Source organism: Streptomyces sp. NBC_01268, assembly GCF_036240795.1.
Lineage (GTDB): Bacteria > Actinomycetota > Actinomycetes > Streptomycetales > Streptomycetaceae > Streptomyces.
Window position 1 is genome coordinate 137,917 of the sequence record NZ_CP108454.1, and the last position, 16,132, is coordinate 154,048.

The 16,132-nt window shown below is 70.3% G+C and carries 11 protein-coding genes; 6 read left to right on the forward strand and 5 right to left on the reverse strand.

The annotated features are described in order from the left end of the window. Window positions 1-319 precede the first annotated feature (319 nt). A complete protein-coding gene (locus OG309_RS00610; protein ID WP_329417272.1) occupies window positions 320-1,555 on the forward strand; it encodes a DUF7507 domain-containing protein in 1,236 nt (411 codons plus the stop codon). A 141-nt stretch (window positions 1,556-1,696) separates the two neighbouring features. Here OG309_RS00610 and OG309_RS00615 read toward each other — a convergent pair whose 3' ends face one another. Then, on the reverse strand, window positions 1,697-2,491 hold the full coding sequence (locus OG309_RS00615) for an SGNH/GDSL hydrolase family protein (protein WP_329417274.1): 795 nt from the start codon (window positions 2,489-2,491) through the stop codon (window positions 1,697-1,699). Window positions 2,492-2,841: 350 nt separating this feature from the next. On the opposite strand from OG309_RS00615, the gene OG309_RS00620 reads away from it, so the two are divergent. Together OG309_RS00620 and OG309_RS00625 are read left to right on the forward strand one after the other, a co-directional pair. Next, entirely contained in the window at window positions 2,842-3,954 is a 1,113-nt protein-coding gene (locus OG309_RS00620) for a patatin-like phospholipase family protein (RefSeq protein ID WP_329417275.1), read from the forward strand. Continuing rightward, window positions 3,878-6,262, forward strand: a complete 2,385-nt coding sequence (locus OG309_RS00625) for a hypothetical protein (protein ID WP_329417276.1) — start codon at window positions 3,878-3,880, stop codon at window positions 6,260-6,262. Before OG309_RS00620 ends, OG309_RS00625 begins: the two co-directional genes overlap by 77 nt. A gap of 89 nt (window positions 6,263-6,351) precedes the next feature. On the opposite strand, the gene araA is transcribed toward OG309_RS00625, so the two are convergent. From araA to OG309_RS00645, 4 genes are all read right to left on the reverse strand, one after another. Beyond that, window positions 6,352-7,860: an L-arabinose isomerase gene (gene araA / locus OG309_RS00630; protein WP_329417277.1), complete on the reverse strand. Its 1,509-nt coding sequence runs from the start codon at window positions 7,858-7,860 to the stop codon at window positions 6,352-6,354. Between the two features lie 12 nt (window positions 7,861-7,872). Continuing rightward, on the reverse strand, window positions 7,873-8,535 hold the full coding sequence (locus tag OG309_RS00635; RefSeq protein ID WP_329417278.1) for an L-ribulose-5-phosphate 4-epimerase: 663 nt from the start codon (window positions 8,533-8,535) through the stop codon (window positions 7,873-7,875). 2 nt (window positions 8,536-8,537) lie between these two features. Further along, window positions 8,538-10,235 carry a ribulokinase gene (locus tag OG309_RS00640; RefSeq protein WP_329417279.1) on the reverse strand — a complete coding sequence of 566 codons (1,698 nt, stop codon included), beginning with the start codon at window positions 10,233-10,235 and terminating at the stop codon, window positions 8,538-8,540. Window positions 10,236-10,518: 283 nt separating this feature from the next. Next, entirely contained in the window at window positions 10,519-11,547 is a 1,029-nt protein-coding gene (locus OG309_RS00645; protein WP_329417280.1) for a LacI family DNA-binding transcriptional regulator, read from the reverse strand. 300 nt (window positions 11,548-11,847) lie between these two features. Between OG309_RS00645 and chvE the strand changes: the two genes are divergently transcribed. The 3 genes from chvE to mmsB all read left to right on the forward strand — a co-directional run bounded on the left by chvE (window position 11,848) and on the right by mmsB (window position 15,841). Next, window positions 11,848-12,942 carry a multiple monosaccharide ABC transporter substrate-binding protein gene (chvE, locus tag OG309_RS00650; RefSeq protein ID WP_329417281.1) on the forward strand — a complete coding sequence of 365 codons (1,095 nt, stop codon included), beginning with the start codon at window positions 11,848-11,850 and terminating at the stop codon, window positions 12,940-12,942. 112 nt (window positions 12,943-13,054) lie between these two features. Continuing rightward, window positions 13,055-14,602: a multiple monosaccharide ABC transporter ATP-binding protein gene (mmsA, locus tag OG309_RS00655; protein ID WP_329417283.1), complete on the forward strand. Its 1,548-nt coding sequence runs from the start codon at window positions 13,055-13,057 to the stop codon at window positions 14,600-14,602. Between the two features lie 3 nt (window positions 14,603-14,605). Next, window positions 14,606-15,841, forward strand: coding sequence for a multiple monosaccharide ABC transporter permease (gene mmsB / locus OG309_RS00660; protein WP_329417285.1), 1,236 nt, complete (start codon window positions 14,606-14,608; stop codon window positions 15,839-15,841). Window positions 15,842-16,132: the final 291 nt, after the last annotated feature.

Genomic DNA, 16,132 nt, shown 5'->3' on the forward strand with positions numbered 1-16,132 from the left:
GAACCGGCCCGGTGCCCCCCGCAGAACGGCGCCCCCCACGGCTATCTGCGGCTGACCGACTCCGGGAACGACGAGAGCGGCGCCGTCCTCTTCGACCAGGCCCTCCCGGCGGGCAACGGCCTCGACGTCACCTTCGACCAGTGGCAGTACGGCAGTACAACCCCAACCTCGAGTTCCTCCCCGGCGTCGACCGCGGCTACCTCGGCGTCGGCCTCGACGTCCTCGGGAACACTTCGGCGACTGGGAGCACCGCGGCAACGGCTGCCCGACCCGCTCCCCGGGCGGCACCGGCTTCCGCATCCCCGCTCCCGGCCGCAACATGGTCACCGTCCGCGGCCCCGGCGACGGCACCGTCGGATACTGCTTCCTGACCGCTACGGCCAGTAACTTCACCACCACCCCGCCCTGGCCGTCCACCCTGCCCGGCTCCCTCCAGGGCCCGCTCACCACCCTGCCGGCCGATGCGACTCCGCAACAGGCGGAGACCCTGCTCGAACCGTCGCGCCGCCGAGTGAACGTGCACCTCACCCCGGCCCCCTCCCCCGTCCTCACCGTCTCGGTCGACTTCAACGACGGCCAGGGCATGCGCCAGGTCCTCCAGACCCTGGCCCGCGAGCCGGTGCCGTCCACCTACAAGTTCGGCTTCGCCGGGTCGACGGGCCTGTTCACCGACGTCCACCTGATCCGCAACGTCTCGGTCAGCACCCAACAACCGCTGCCCGAGCTCAACCTGGTCAAGCAGGTCCACGAGCCGAGGCCGGGCGAACTCGTCGTCGGCACCCCTGTCCAGTACGACTTCGTCGTCACCAATGCCGGCAGCACCCCGATCAACGACATCGCGGTCCACGATCCGACGGTCGGCGACATCGACTGCCCGGTCAGCGTGCTCGAACCGGGGCGGACGATCACCTGCACCGGCACCTACCTGATCACCGCCGCGGACGTGGCCCGGGGCCACGTCACCAACACCGCGCGCGCCACCGGCACCTCCGGCAGCGCCCCGGTCACCTCCCCCGACTCCACCGTCAAGGTGCCGATCGAGGCGCCCCCGAGCATGCCCGTCGTCAAGAGCGTCGACGCCGCCGAGCCCTTCGACATCGGCGACGTCGTGCCGTACAGCTACGTGGTCACCAACGTGGGCGGCACCGAGATCACCGGCCTCTCCATCACCGACGACCGCGTCACCGGCATCACCTGCGACTCCGCCACCCTCGCCCCGGCCGGCAGCCCCGGCGACAGCACCACCTGCCGCGGCTCTTACACCGTGACCGCCGCCGACGCCCAGACTGGACACGTCACCAACACCGCCAAGGCCACCGGCACCGACCCCGACGGCGCCACTGTCGAGAGCCCCTCGGTCCGGCTCCGCATCCCCGCCGTCTGCCCTCCCGACTACGGCTACGGCGGCTGCAAGGAAGGTGATCACGGCTACGGCAACGGCAACGACGGCTACGGCTACGGCTACGGCTACGGCTACGGCTACGGCGACAGCCACGGCTACGGCGACAGCCACGACAAGACCGCGAAGCGGCCCGGGAAGGAGACCGGCCGCTGACCTGGAGCAGATGTGACACGGGACCGGACCGAGCCGCCGAGCGGCCGGTCCGGTCCCTTCGTACGGGCGGGCCGCGCATGTGCGGGCTTTCGCCAGCGCCTTGGTCCCGGCGCCGGCGCCGGTCGGCAGCTGCGGGCAGCGTCAGACCGCCGAACGGAAGGCGGGCAGGTATCCGCCCGACTGCCCGGCGGCCGTGGGGTGGTAGGAGTTGTAGACCGGTACGGACAGGCTGTGCAGCCAGGAGTCCCCGGAGCAGATCTCGTGGCCGGTGAACTCGTCGACGACGCTGCTGAAGGTGAAGCCGGCGTTCGCCGCCTGCTTCGCCAGAACGCCGTTGAGGGTGTCGGAACCCCGGTTGATGGCCGCTCGCTCGGTCTCGCTGAGTCCGGCGATACAGCTTCCGGACAGCTTGTAGAACCGGGGGTACCCGAGAACCACCACGCGCGCCTGCGGTGCGCGGCTGCGGATGTCCCCGTAGAGCGCGGAGAGGCCGCCGGGCAGCGTGCCGTTCATCTTCACGATTGCGGCGTTCACGGCCGCGACGCAGGTGGCCTCGCTGTTGAGCACGCAGGTCTGCATGACGTCCGCGAACCCGACGTCGTTGCCGCCCGCCGTGACGCTGACGAGCGTCGTGGTGGAGTTCAGAGGGCCGAGCTGGCCGCTGCGGACGGACCCGGTGGTCGCACCGGAGCACGCGGTGAAGGAGAACGAGGAGGGAGAGTTGGCCGCTGCCCACAGGCGAGGGTACGCGTGGGTGCTGCGACGGCAGTCGCCGCTGTCCGAGAGGTAGCTTCCGGCCCCCACACCGGAGGAGTACGAGTCTCCGAGGGCCACGTAGCGGTGGCCGGCGGCAGTGGCCGGCTGGGCGACTCCGAGGGCCGCGGCGGCCACTGCGAGCGCGGTTGATGCGGACAGCACGAATCTTCGCCAGAGCATGGCGATCAGCCTCAAATCCGGAGCGTGGGAGGTGAGTTGGTTGAACGCGACACTTCTAGCAGGGTGCGCGTACCGGCGGGTAGCCCCCGGTACGGATGTCTTCCGCTTTGGGGCGCCTCCTTTTTCTCCGCGCGTAGACTCGTCCCGATTGCGCCAGGTACGCGCCGGGCGGCGGCCCAAGGCCGTGACAGCGACAAGCGGCATCGCGGTGAAGAGATCGCGCCAAGGCCCGTGACCCCAGGGAAGGTTCCGGACACGCTGCGCCCCGGGCGTTTGGTGCGAGAGGGGAGGGGGACAGGGTTGTGCGGTGTGGTGACGTCGCATCGGGGATCTGATCGCACGGGGGGACCATGCAGGTCGACGCTGTCAAGAGCATGCACGAGTACTGGGATCCGGCGCATCCCGTCCTGGAGATCCTGCGCGCCCGCCGGGATTCCGGGAGCTTGCCGGGGCAGCGCACGGACGGTGCGACCGTCGCCCTCGCCGTCGAGGGCGGCGGCATGCGCGGGGTGATCTCCGCGGCGATGCTTTCCCAGTTGGAGGACTTCGGATTCAAGAACGCCTTCGACGTGGTCTACGGGTGCTCCGCCGGAGGGATCAACGCTGCCTACTTCCTCGCGGGCGAGACCTGGTACCCGCTGTCGATCTACTACGACGACCTGACGAACAAGCAGTTCGTCGACTTCTCCAGGGCCCTGCGCGGGCAACCGATCCTGAACCTGGCCTACTCCTTCGACCACATCATGGAGCAGGTCAAACCGCTGGACTACGAGGCCGTCCTGCGCTCGCCGATCGCCCTGGCCGTCCCGATCACCGACGTCGACGCCCTGCGGACCGTGGTGCTGCGGGAGTTCGCCTCCCGGCACGACCTCAAAGCCGCGTTACGCGCCTCCGCTTGGCTTCCCATCGCCGTCCCCGGCACCTTCGCCACGCCCGACGGGAGACGCGCCGTCGACGGCGGCGTCCTCACCGCCCTGCCCTTCCGGCTCGCCGTCGGGGACGGCTGTACGCACGTCCTGTCGCTCAGCACCCGGCCGATGGGACCGGCCGGCACCGGGCTCAACCTGATGCACCGCTACACCTTTCTGCACCTGGAGCGGATGCGCCGCGGCCTCGGCGCCGGGTACCTGGCGGCGATCCGTCAGAAGCACCGCGACCAGGACTGGCTCCGCCGGATGAGAACGGCCCCCGCAGCCGACGCGCCGTACGTCCTCGATCTGGCCCCGCTGCCGTGGATGCCCGAGCTCAAGCGGCACGAGCAGAACCAGGGCCGGCTGCTCCACCACGCGCGGATGGCCTACGGCATCGCGTTCTGCGCCACCGAGGGAAGACCGGCCGAGCTGATGCGCCAGGGCGGAATCCGTGCCATGCCGAGACTGAGGGTGGTTGACAGCGCGAATGGAGCACCGGGGCGCGACGCTGGATCTGCTGCTCGCAGCACTGTCCGATCTGACGGGATATGACGAGGGGCACCTGGCACGGCTACAGGACCTGCTCGAGCTGCCCGCCGACGGCGGACCGGAAGCCGCCCGGCAGCGGACCCGCCGGCTCGAACTATGGCGGCGCCTGCTGCAGGACATCCCCCTCGACGAGCGGTCGTTCGACGACCGCTTCGGGCTCGCGGGCAGGCGGACCGCGATAGCGCACCTCGAAGCCTGGTGCCTCGGGCACCGGGACCCGGACGGCGGACGCCCGGGGGGCCCGGACGAGCTGTTCGGGTTCGTCAGCCTGTTCCTGCTGACCCTGCTCGGCCTCGCCGAATCCGAGGCGCAGCGCTCGCTCCCGCAGCCGGGGGCCGTCACCGGCCGGAGCGGCCAGGCGCTGACCCACGACTGCGACGGCGTCTGCGGGGTGCTCGTGGCCGAGGTCGCGGTCGCGGAGGTCATCGCCGACGTCTACAGCCCGCAGCGGCGGCCCGCCGGGCGCAGCGCGGCCGAGACCGTGGAACCCGCCCGGCGCGAATGGGACGCCATGCAGCGCAAGCTGCGGTTCCATCGACACGGCAGCACCTCGATGATCCTGCGCGGTGCCACCGCGGACGCCGTGCACGGCATCCGTCCGGAGTTCGCCCTCAAGCTGATCCTCTACCCCTTCACGCGGATCGGGACCCTCGCGCAGGCCACCCGCACTTACGCGGAGACGTACGGCACGTCGAGCACCGGGTCACGGCACCTGGTGCGGGTCTGGGCCAGCTGGGACAGCTGGATCCTCATGGACTTCATCGAGGGCAGGACGCTGGCCGAGCTCGTCCGCGAGGAGTGGGGACCGGAGGCCGGCGGCGCGGGCCAGGTCGCCTCCCTCCGCCTCGACCGGCTCCGGGAGAAGGGGCTGCTGCTCTTCGAGGCCCTGGAGGACCTCCAGCGCGTCGCGCGCGACGACCCCGTCCACGGCGGGCTCAAGAGCGTGCATGCGGACCTCGCACCCTCCAACATCATCGTGTCCGCGGCCGACGGCGCCTTCAAGCTCATCGACCTCGGCCGCAACTACTTGTACACCCACACCGTCACCGGGACGGCAGGGGCCGAGGCTGCCTACATCGCTCCGGAGGTGAGGGCCGGCGAGACCGGGATCGCCCGGGCCGACCTCTACTCGCTCGGGCAGCTACTGATCCTCTTCGGCACCGGACGGGCGAGCGCCGACGGCGTCGTTCCCGACATCTTCTACATGCGCGCCGCGCTGCTCGCGCGGTTCGTCGAGGACCTGGTCGACGCCGACCCGAGGCGGCGACTGCTCATCTTCTCCGCCGGAGCCGGGCGGGCGCTCTCGTACGCGCGGGTGAAGGACGACTTTCTCGCGGAGCTCGACATGGTCCAGGCCGCCGAGCAGGGCGAGTCCGACCTGCGGGTCGAGACCGGGTGGCGGGCCCTGCGCGAACTGACGCGGCCGCTGGCCGGCGACCCGGGCCGCGAGTGGCGGCTGTGGCGGATGCGGAGACGACTCGACGAGCGGCCGGAGTCCGACCGCGGGCAGTTCACGGACTGGCTCCTCGCCTGGTCCCTCCTCTCGGCACTGATCTGGGCCGTGACGAACACCGTCGTCGTCACCTGGTTCCTGCGAGACCTGGACCTGGACTGGGGGAACAGGCTCGTGGAGCTGGCTCAGCACGCCAGTCGCAACCCTGAGGGCCTCCCGGTCATCGACGCCTGGCGGCGCGACGGCTACGAGGTGCCGGACTGGCGGGCCAACCTCCCGGCCCGGATGGTCGGGCTCTCCTACGCGATCGCCGCACCGAAGTACTACCAGATGCTGTTCTCCGGCCTGACGCCCCTCGTCATCGGCTGGCGGGCCGGCTCGATGACCCGGCTGGCCCTGCTGGCCGAGGCGAGCATGCGGATCATGGCCGTCGTGCCGTGTCTGCTCGTGCTGGCGATCACCCTGGTCGATCCCCGATGGTGGCCGATCAACTCCGCGATCGGGCAGGTCCTGACTCTGCTCGCGAACGTGCTGACCCTCGCCTACGTCCGCGCGGTCATCGTCCGTTCACGACAGCTCGGCCTCAGCACGGTACCCGGCGACGACACCAAGATCACGGGCCTGGCCTCCTTCACCCAGTGGGTGCCGACCTCGCTCTTCTACGCCACGGCCGTACTGACCATCGGCACCGCGCTCTACCTGGGACTCCTCCACGACACCTACGTGTACGCGCTCGCCGTCACCTCGACCAACATCTTCCTCTTCTACGCGATCAAATGCGGCATCGGCGGCCCCACGATCCGCGTCACGATCGTCCGGATCTGCCTGGCCGCCGAACGCGTCGGCCGATGCCGGTGACCACTTCCACGGCGAAGCCCTGGGTCTCCTGGCGAGCACGCCCCCGTGACTCCTTGCGCGGCTCCGTCGCCGATCCGGGACCGCAGGGGTCAGAAGCCCTGGGCCAGCCGGTGGTAGGCCTGGTTCCAGCGCAGTTCCTTGGTGAAGCGGCGCATCGTGGTGTCGGCGTCGATCACCAGGAGTTCGACGCCGAGCATCTCGGCGAGGTCGTCGATCTCATCGGTGCCGACCGCTCCGGAAAGCACGGTGTGGTGCGGCGCGCCGGCGGTCAGCCAGGCTTCGGCGGAGGTGCGCAGGTCCGGGCGCGGCTTCCAGACGGCACGGGCGACGGGCAGCTTGGGCAGCGGCTCCGGTGACGGGACCACGTCGACCTCGTTGGCGACCAGCCGGAAACGGTCACCCAGGTCCGCGAGGCCGACCACCACGGCCGGACCGGGTTCGGCGTCGAAGACCAGACGGACCGGGTCCTCGCGGCCGCCGATGCCGAGCGGGTGGATCTGGCACGAGGGGGTGCCGGAGGCGATGCTCGGGCAGACCTCCAGCATGTGCGCGCCGAGGATCAGCTGACGGCCGTGCTCCAGGTGGTAGGTGTAGTCCTCCATGAAGGACGTGCCGCCGGGCAGTCCGCCGGCGGTCACCTTGAGGGTGCGCAGCAGGGTCGCGGTCTTCCAGTCGCCCTCGCCGCCGAAGCCGTACCCGTCGCCCATCAGCCGTTGCACCGCCAGGCCGGGCAGCTGGCGCAGCCCGCCGAGGTCCTCGAAGTTGGTGGTGAAGGCCTTGAAGCCGCCCTGCTCCAGGAAGCCGCGCAGGCCGAGCTCGATGCGCGCGGCATAGCGCAGTGACTCGTGGCGTTCCGCGCCGGCCCGCAGTTCGGGCGCGAGGCGGTAGGTGTCCTCGTACTCCTTGGTCAGCTCGGTGACGTCGGCGTCGTCCGTCGCGTCCACGACGGCGACCAGGTCGTTGACGCCGTAGGTGTTGACGGAGACCCCGAAGCGCAGCTGGGCCTCGACCTTGTCGCCCTCGGTGACGGCCACGTCACGCATGTTGTCGCCGAAGCGGGCCAGCTTGAGGCCGCTCAGTTCGGCGCGGCCGGCCGCGGCACGGGCCCAGGTGGAGACCCTGGCGGCCACGTCCGGGTCGCTGACGTGTCCGGCGACGGTCTTGCGGGCGACGCCGAGGCGGGACTGGATGTAGCCGAACTCGCGGTCGCCATGGGCGGCCTGGTTCAGGTTCATGAAGTCCATGTCGATGCTGTGCCAAGGCAGTTCGACGTTCGCCTGAGTGTGCAGATGGAGCAGCGGCTTGCGTAGGGCGTCCAGGCCGGCGATCCACATCTTGGCCGGCGAGAAGGTGTGCATCCAGGCGATCAGGCCGACGCAGGCGTCCGCGGAGTTGGCGTCCAGACATACCCGGCGGATCGCGTCGGCGTCCGTGAGGACGGGCCTCCAGACGATCTCGACCGCAACGGCGGGGTCCCGGTCCAGGGTTTCGGCGATGCGCTGGGACTGCTCGGCGACCTGGCTCAGCGTGTCCTCGCCGTAGAGCCCTTGGCTGCCGGTCAGGAACCAGACCTGGCGGCCTTCGAGTGGCTTGCTCATGGGGGTGGCTCCTTACCGGGCCTGGGGCTGGCCGTAGACGTTCTGGTAGCGGAAGTTGAGGCTGTCGATGTCCGCCTGGGCGATCGGCAGGGGCTCGCCGAGCTGGCGGGAGAGGTGGACGGTGCGGGCGACGTCCTCGCACATCACGGCGGCCTTGACCGCTGCCCTGGCGTCCTTGCCGATGGTGAAGACGCCGTGGTTCTGCATCAGGACGGCGGGCGAACGGTGGCCCTTGAGGGTGTCCACGATGCCCCGGCCGATAGAGTCGTCGCCGATCAGGGCGAAGGGGCCGACCGGGATCTCGGCTCCGAACTCGTCTGCCATCGCGGTGAGGACGCACGGAACGGCCTCCCCGCGGGCCGCCCAGGCGCAGGCGTACGTGGAGTGGGTGTGCACCACTCCACCGACCTCGGGCAGGTGGCGGTAGACGTGGGCGTGCGCGGCGGTGTCGGAGGAGGGCGCGTGCTCGCCTTCGACGACGTTGCCTTCCAGATCGCAGACGATCATGTTGCCGGGCGTCAGCTCGTCGTAGGAGACGCCGCTGGGTTTGATGACCAGCAGGTCCTCGCCGGGAACGCGGGCGGAGACGTTCCCCGCCGTCCACACGACGAGGCCGTAGCGGACGAGTTCCTGGTGGAGGTCGCTGACCTGGCGGCGGATGACGTCGATGGTCACGTTCACAATGCCTCGCTCGGGGTGGTGAGGGCGGCGTTCCGGATGTCACGCAGGCGGTGCAGGAGCTTGTCCGGGCCCAGACCGAAGGAGTCGTGCAGGGCGCGGTATTCGGCGAAGAGCAGGTCGTACGTGTCGGCGTCGGCCCGGTGCGGTCGGTAGGCGCCCCGGTGCACCCGGCCCATGGCGGCGGCCGCGGCACGGACGTCCGGGTGGGCTCCGGCCGCGACGGCGGCGTGGATCGCCGAGCCGAGGGCCGGGCCCTGCTCGGACGCGGCGACCGAGACGGGGCGGCGCAGCACGTCGGCGTAGATCTGCATCAGCAGGGCGTTCTTCTTCAGCCCGCCGGTGACGATGAACTCCGTGACGGGGACGCCGCCCTGCTCCAGGGCCTCGACGATGACGCGGGTGCCGAAGGCGGTGGCCTCCAGCAGCGCGCGGTAGATCTCCTCGGGCCGGGTGGCGAGGGTCAGGCCGGCGATCACCCCGGAGAGGTGGTGGTCGACCAGGGTGGAACGGTTGCCGTTCATCCAGTCGAGCGCCACCAGGCCGTGCGCGCCGACGGGTTGGGCGGCGGCCTTGCGGGTGAGCAGCTCGTGCGGGTCTTCGCCGGTCTCCTCGGCCTCGGCCAGGTAGTCGGCCGGCAGGCCCTGGCGCAGCCACCAGGCGAAGACGTCCCCGACGGCGCTCTGGCCGGCCTCGTAGCCGTAGGAGCCGGCGACGATGCCGTCCTCGACCACGCCGCAGATGCCGGGGACGTCGGCGAGCGTGGCACCGTTGACGACGTGGCAGGTGGACGTGCCCATGATGGCGAGGAGTTGACCGTTGTCGACGGCTCGGGCGGCCGGTGCGGCGACGTGCGCGTCGACGTTGCCGGCGGCGACCGCGATGCCCTCGGGCAGGCCGGTCCACTCGGCGGCCTGCGCGGTGAGCGAGCCGACCCGGGAGCCGAGTGGGGAGAGCGGGTGCTCCAGTCGGGTGCGGGCGAAGTCGGCGAAGTCCGGGTGGAGAGCGGCGAGGTAGTCCTCGCTCGGGTAACTCCCGTCCTGATGGATGCCCTTGTATCCGGCGGCGCAGGTGTTGCGGCTCTCGGTGCCGGTGATCTGCCAGACGATCCAGTCGGCTGCCTCGATCCAGCGGGCGGTCGCGGCGTACACGGCCGGGTCCTCTTCCAGGACCTGGAGAGCCTTGGCGTACTGCCACTCGGCGGAGATCCTGCCGCCGTATCGGGAGATCCACTTCTCTCCTCGGGCATGGGCCAGCGCGTTGATCCGGTCCGCCTGCCCCTGGGCGGCGTGGTGCTTCCAGAGCTTGGGCCAGGCGTGCGGGCGTTCGGCCCACTGCGGCAGTTCGGCGAGCGGGGTGCCGTCGGCCAGGGTCGGCAGGACGGTGCAGGCGGTGAAGTCGGCGGCGATCCCGATGACGTGGGCGGGGTCGACGCCGGCGGCGGCGAGCGCGGCCGGGACGGTGGTGCGCAGCACCTCCCGCCAGTCGGCGGGGTGCTGCAGCGCCCAGTCGGGCGGCAGCGCCCGGCCGGTGCCGGGCAGCTCACGCTCGATGACGCCGTGCGGGTACGCGTGGACGGCGGTCGCGATGTCCTCGCCGTCACGTACGCGGACCACCACGGCGCGGCCGGAGAGGGTGCCGAAGTCGATGCCGACGACGTAGCGGTCGGCGTCATGGGCGGCGGGGATCACGGTCACTTCCTCATCCTTCGTACGGGAGGTATGCGTCGTCGCCAGTCGCAGGCGCCCTCGTCGGCTCCCTCCGGGGGCGGAACGAGGGGCTCGCCGGTAGACGGACGGGAGCGGGGGATGTCGGCCCGGCAGGCGGCTCGGGGAGAGCATTTCCGTCAACGCTCACGGTGATTGTGAGCGCTCACAATCACCTGCGTCAAGGGTGCTTCCGAGCCGAGTGGGCCACCGGACCGCCCTCCGGGGACCCCCCGCGAACCGGGTGGACCCGATGTTCCGAACCGCTAGGACGTCATCGGCGGGCGGGGGCGACGCTGCGGCGCAGCACCATCTCCGGGGAGATCTGCGCATGGGCCCGGGAGGCCGCCCCGCCTTCCAGCTCTTCGACCAGCAGTTCCAGAGCACGGCGGCCGAGTTCACCGAAGTCCTGCCGCACGGTGGTCAGCGGCGGACTGAAGTACGCGGCTTCCGGGATGTCGTCGAAGCCCACCACGCTGATCTCGTCCGGCACGGACCGGCCGGCCTCGTGCAGGGCGCGCAGCAGGCCGAGGGCCATGTGGTCGTTGGCGCAGAAGACCGCGGTGACGTCCGGCAGTTCGGCGATCCGCAGACCCGCCTGGTAGCCCGAGCGGGCACTCCAGTCCCCGCGTTCCACCTCCGGTACCGGTGCTCCGGCCGCCTGCAGGGCGAGGCGCCAGCCCTCCTCACGGTCCTGGCTCTCCAGCCAGTTGGCCGGGCCCGCCAGGTGGTGCACGGTACGGTGCCCCAGGTCGAGCAGGTGACCGGTGGCCACACCGGCACCGTAGCGGTTGCCCACCGACACCATGGGCACCCGGGCCTGGTCGCCGGAGCCGACCGCGACGAGCGGCACGGAGCTGGAGAGCCGGGCCACCGCGCTGACCGCGGAGATCTGCGGCGCGATCACGACGACACCCTCCACCCCCTGGTCCCGCAGCCGGTCGACGGCCTCCTGGACCGACCGGCCGTCCAGGGAGCGCAGACTGGTCACGCTCACATAGTATCCGGCGCTGCGCGCCGCCCGCTCGATGCCCTCCAGCATCGAGGCCGGGCCGTAGAGCGTCGAGTCGAAGCTCACCACGCCGAGCGTCTGGGAGCGGCGTGTCACCAGGGCGCGGGCCGCGGAGTTGGGCCGGTAGTCCAGCTCCCGGATGGCCGCCAGCACCCGGTCGCGGGTGTGCGGCCGCACGTGCGGGGCGCCGTTGAGCACACGGGACACCGTCTGGTGGGACACTCCCGCCAGCTTCGCCACGTCCGCCATCACGGGCTGGCGCTGTTCCGTCCCGGCGCTCTCGGTTCCCACGCGTAGTCCCTCCTCGACCGTGGACCACAGTACGCGACCAGGTCCAGGCCAATCCGTCACTCTCGGCTTCGACGATGCCTCTCTCTTCTTACCAGCCGTGAAGGCCTGCCGTTAGTGCTCCCCGAACCCTTGACGGTCGTTCTTGTGAGCGTTAACACTTCATCCACGCCAGGCCGGAGCCACCGCAGCCCCCGATGCCCCACAGCCCGAGGGAGCACTCCCGGCCGGCCCCGCCCGACCGCTCCCAGTCGCCCAGTCAGGGTCGCTCTGCGCCGGTCGCGGAACACCACTGGAGGAACTGTGCGAAAGATTTCGGCGGGCCTCGTCGCCGCGGGCCTGGTGCTCTCGTTGGCGGCCTGCGGCCAGAGCGCCAACGGCGTCGGCGACGGCGCGCCCAAAGGGGCCGCCAAGGGCGGCCTGGTCGGCATCGCGATGCCGACCAAGTCCTCGGAACGCTGGATCAACGACGGCGCCAACATGGTCAAGGAGTTCCAGGCCAAGGGCTACAAGACCGACCTGCAGTACGGCGACAACGTGGTCGAGAACCAGGTCTCCCAGGTGGAGAACATGATCACCAAGGGCGCCAAGCTGCTGGTGATCGCCGCCGTCGACGGCTCCTCCCTCACCAACGTGCTACAGAAGGCTGCCGACGCCCACATCCCGGTGATCTCCTACGACCGGCTGATCCGCGGCACGGCGAACGTCGACTACTACGCGACCTTCGACAACTACAAGGTCGGTGTCCTCCAGGGCGGATACATCGTCGACAAGCTCGGGCTCAAGGAGGGCAAGGGCCCGTTCAACATCGAGTTGTTCGCCGGCTCCCCGGACGACAACAACGCCGGATTCTTCTTCAACGGCGCGATGAGCGTACTCAAGCCGTACATCGACAAGAAGAAGCTGGTCGTGCGGAGCGGCCAGACCGACTTCAACCAGGTCGCCACACTGCGCTGGGACGGCGGCCTCGCCCAGTCCCGGATGGACAACCTCCTGAGCAAGTCGTACACCAGCGCCCACGTCGACGCCGTGCTCTCGCCCTACGACGGCATCTCGATCGGCATCCTCTCCTCCCTGAAGGGCATCGGCTACGGCACCGCCAAGCCGCTGCCGATCGTCACCGGCCAGGACGCCGAGCTGGCCTCGGTGAAGTCGATCATCGCGGGCGAGCAGACCCAGACCGTCTACAAGGACACCCGTCAACTCGCCAAGGTCGCCGTCCAGATGGGCGACGCGGTGCTGACCGGCGGCAAGCCCGAGGTGAACGACACCCGCCAGTACGACAACGGCGTCAAGACCGTCCCGGCCCATCTGCTGCAACCGGTCAGTGTCGACAAGGACAACTACCGGAAGGTCCTGGTCGACAGCGGTCAGTACACCGCCGGCCAGCTCAAGTAGCCCGCGGGGCCCGGTTCCCCGATCCTCACGCCGACCCCGCGGTGCGGAATCCGGGCTCCCTCGCGCCCCGAGGGCTCCCCCACCGCACCGCCCCGAACGATACGGACGCAACATGGACGGACCCGTTCTCGAAATGCGGTCGATCAGTAAGTCGTTCCCCGGTGTCAAGGCGCTCGCCGAGGTCAACCTGAGCGTCGCCGCCGGTGAGGTGCACGCCATCTGCGGCGAGAACGGCGCCGGCAAGTCCACCCTGATGAAGGTGCTCAGCGGCGTGTACCCGCACGGCGGCTACGAGGGCGAGATCCTCTTCGAGGGCGAGCCCTGCCGGTTCAAGGACATCCGGGCGAGCGAGCAACGCGGCATCGTCATCATCCACCAGGAACTGGCGCTGGTGCCGTACCTGTCCATCGCCGAGAACGTGTTCCTCGGCAACGAGCACGCCTCCCGGGGCGTCATCAGCTGGCACCGCACGCTCACGCACGCTGCCGAACTGCTCCGCCAGGTCGGCCTCGACGAGAGCCCGCACACCAGGATCGCCGACCTCGGCGTGGGCAAGCAGCAACTGGTCGAGATCGCCAAGGCGCTCGCCAAGAAGGTCAGGCTGCTCATCCTGGACGAGCCGACGGCCGCGCTCAACGACGAGGACAGCGGCAAGCTGCTCGACCTCATCCTGGAACTCAAGGCGCAGGGCATCTCCTGCATCATCATCTCGCACAAGCTGAACGAGATCGCCCGGATCGCCGACGCCGTGACCATCCTGCGCGACGGGCAGACCATCGAGACCATCGAGATCGGCCCCGGGGGCATCTCCGAGGAGCGGATCATCCGCGGCATGGTCGGCCGCGACCTGGAGCACCGCTATCCCGAACGCGCCCCCGACATCGGCGAGATCGCCTTCGAGGTCGAGGACTGGAGCGTCCGGCATCCGATCGACCAGCAGCGCACGGTGGTGGACGGCGCCTCGCTGAACGTGCGGCGCGGCGAGATCGTCGGCATCGCCGGACTGATGGGCGCCGGCCGCACCGAGCTCGCCATGAGCGTCTTCGGCCGCTCGTACGGGCGGTGGGCCGCCGGTCGGGTGCGGCTGCACGGCCGGGAGATCCGTACCCGGACGGTTCCCGAGGCGATCGGGCACGGCATCGCGTACGTCACCGAGGACCGCAAGCAGCTCGGTCTCAACCTCATCGACGACATCAGCCGGAACATCTCGCTGAGCGCGCTCGGCAAGGTCGCCCGGTACGGCCGGGTCGACCGGCACGAGGAGGCCCGGGTCGCCGAGTCCTTCCGGCGCACCATGAACATCAAGGCCCCCTCCGTGTTCGCGGAGACCGGCAAGCTCAGCGGTGGCAACCAGCAGAAGGTCGTCCTCAGCAAGTGGATCTTCGCCGAACCCGAGGTGCTGATCCTCGACGAGCCCACCCGCGGGATCGACATCGGCGCCAAGGCGGAGATCTACACCGTCGTCGCCGATCTCGCCGCCCAGGGCAAGGCGGTGCTCGTCATCTCGTCCGAACTCCCCGAACTCCTGGGCCTGTGCGACCGGATCTACACCATGGCCGAAGGCCGGATCACCGGTGAGGTGGCCCGTGCCGACGCCACCCAGGAATCTCTCATGCGGCTCATGACCATGAGCGCCGCATCCAGCAACGAGCAGGTGTGAGGCATGGCCCAGACCGAGATCATCCCGGATTCGTCCCCGAAGGCACGGCAGGACGGCCCGAGCGCCTCCGCCGGCTCCGCCCTGGCCCGCGCGCTGCGCGGCAACGTGCGCCAGTACGGCATGCTGGTCGCCCTCGCGCTGATCGTGCTGCTGTTCCAGATCTGGACGGACGGCATCCTGCTCCAGCCGCTGAACATCACCAACCTGATCCAGCAGAACGGCTACATCCTCATCCTGGCGATCGGGATGATGATCGTCATCATCGCCGGGCACATCGACCTCTCGGTCGGCTCCCTGGCCGCCTTCGTCGGGGCGGCCGCCGCGGTGATGATGGTCGAGCACCACGTGTCGTGGCCCGTGGCGATGCTGGCCGCGCTGCTGATCGGCGCGCTGGCCGGCGCCTGGCAGGGCTTCTGGATCGCCTACCTGGGGATCCCTTCGTTCATCGTCACCCTGGCGGGCATGCTGCTGTTCCGCGGCGGCACCCAGATCCTGCTCCAGGGACAGTCGGTGGCGCCGTTTCCCAAGGGCTTCCAGAACATCAGCAGCGGGTTCCTCCCCGAGGTCGGCCCGCAGACCAACTACCACAACCTCACCCTGCTCCTTGGTCTCGCGGTGCTGGCCGTCGCGATCCTCCAGGAGCTGCGCGGACGGCGCCAGACCGCTTCGTACGGGCTGGAGGTGCTCCCGCTCGGGCTGTTCCTCGCCAAGCTGGCCGTGATCACCGCGGCCGTGGCCGTCTTCACCCTGCTGCTGGCCAGCTACCACGGCGTGCCGATCGTGCTGCTGATCCTCGGCGCGCTGCTGGTCGGCTTCGGCTACCTGATGCGCAACTCCGTCATCGGACGGCACACCTACGCCATCGGCGGCAACGAGGCGGCGGCGAAGCTTTCCGGGGTGAAGAGCAAGCGGGTCGTCTTCCTCGCCTTCACCACGATGGGCGTCCTCGCGGCCCTCGCCGGACTGGTCTTCGCCGCGCGCCTGAACGCCGGCACCCCGCAGGCCGGCATCAACTTCGAACTGGAGGCCATCGCCGCCGCGTTCATCGGCGGCGCCTCCGCCAGCGGTGGCGTGGGCACCGTCCTGGGCGCGATCATCGGCGGCCTGGTGCTCGGCGTGCTCAACAACGGCATGTCCCTGGTCGGCGTCGGCACCGACTACCAGCAGGTGATCAAGGGCCTGGTCCTGCTCGCGGCCGTCGGCTTCGACGTCTACAACAAGCGACGGGCCGGTTCCTGACCGTCGCCTCCGAGCCTCCAGCGATTCCGGTGCCGCCCCGCCTCCGGGCAGAGAGGCGGGGCAGGCGGCTCCGGTGGCCCCCGGGAACCGCATCCTGCGGCGGGTGCCTGACTCAGTGACCGTCGACCTGCCGGATCCAGTCGGGCGTGGGGGCAGGCGGAGATCCTCACGGGCCGCCGTACGCGCACGGAAGTCGTCGCCCACCGCCTTGCGGTCCCACGCCCGCCCGACCTGGGCTGATCCCCGACCGTCACCCGACCGGGTGGCCCGGGCCGGCGAGGAGCCGGCCCG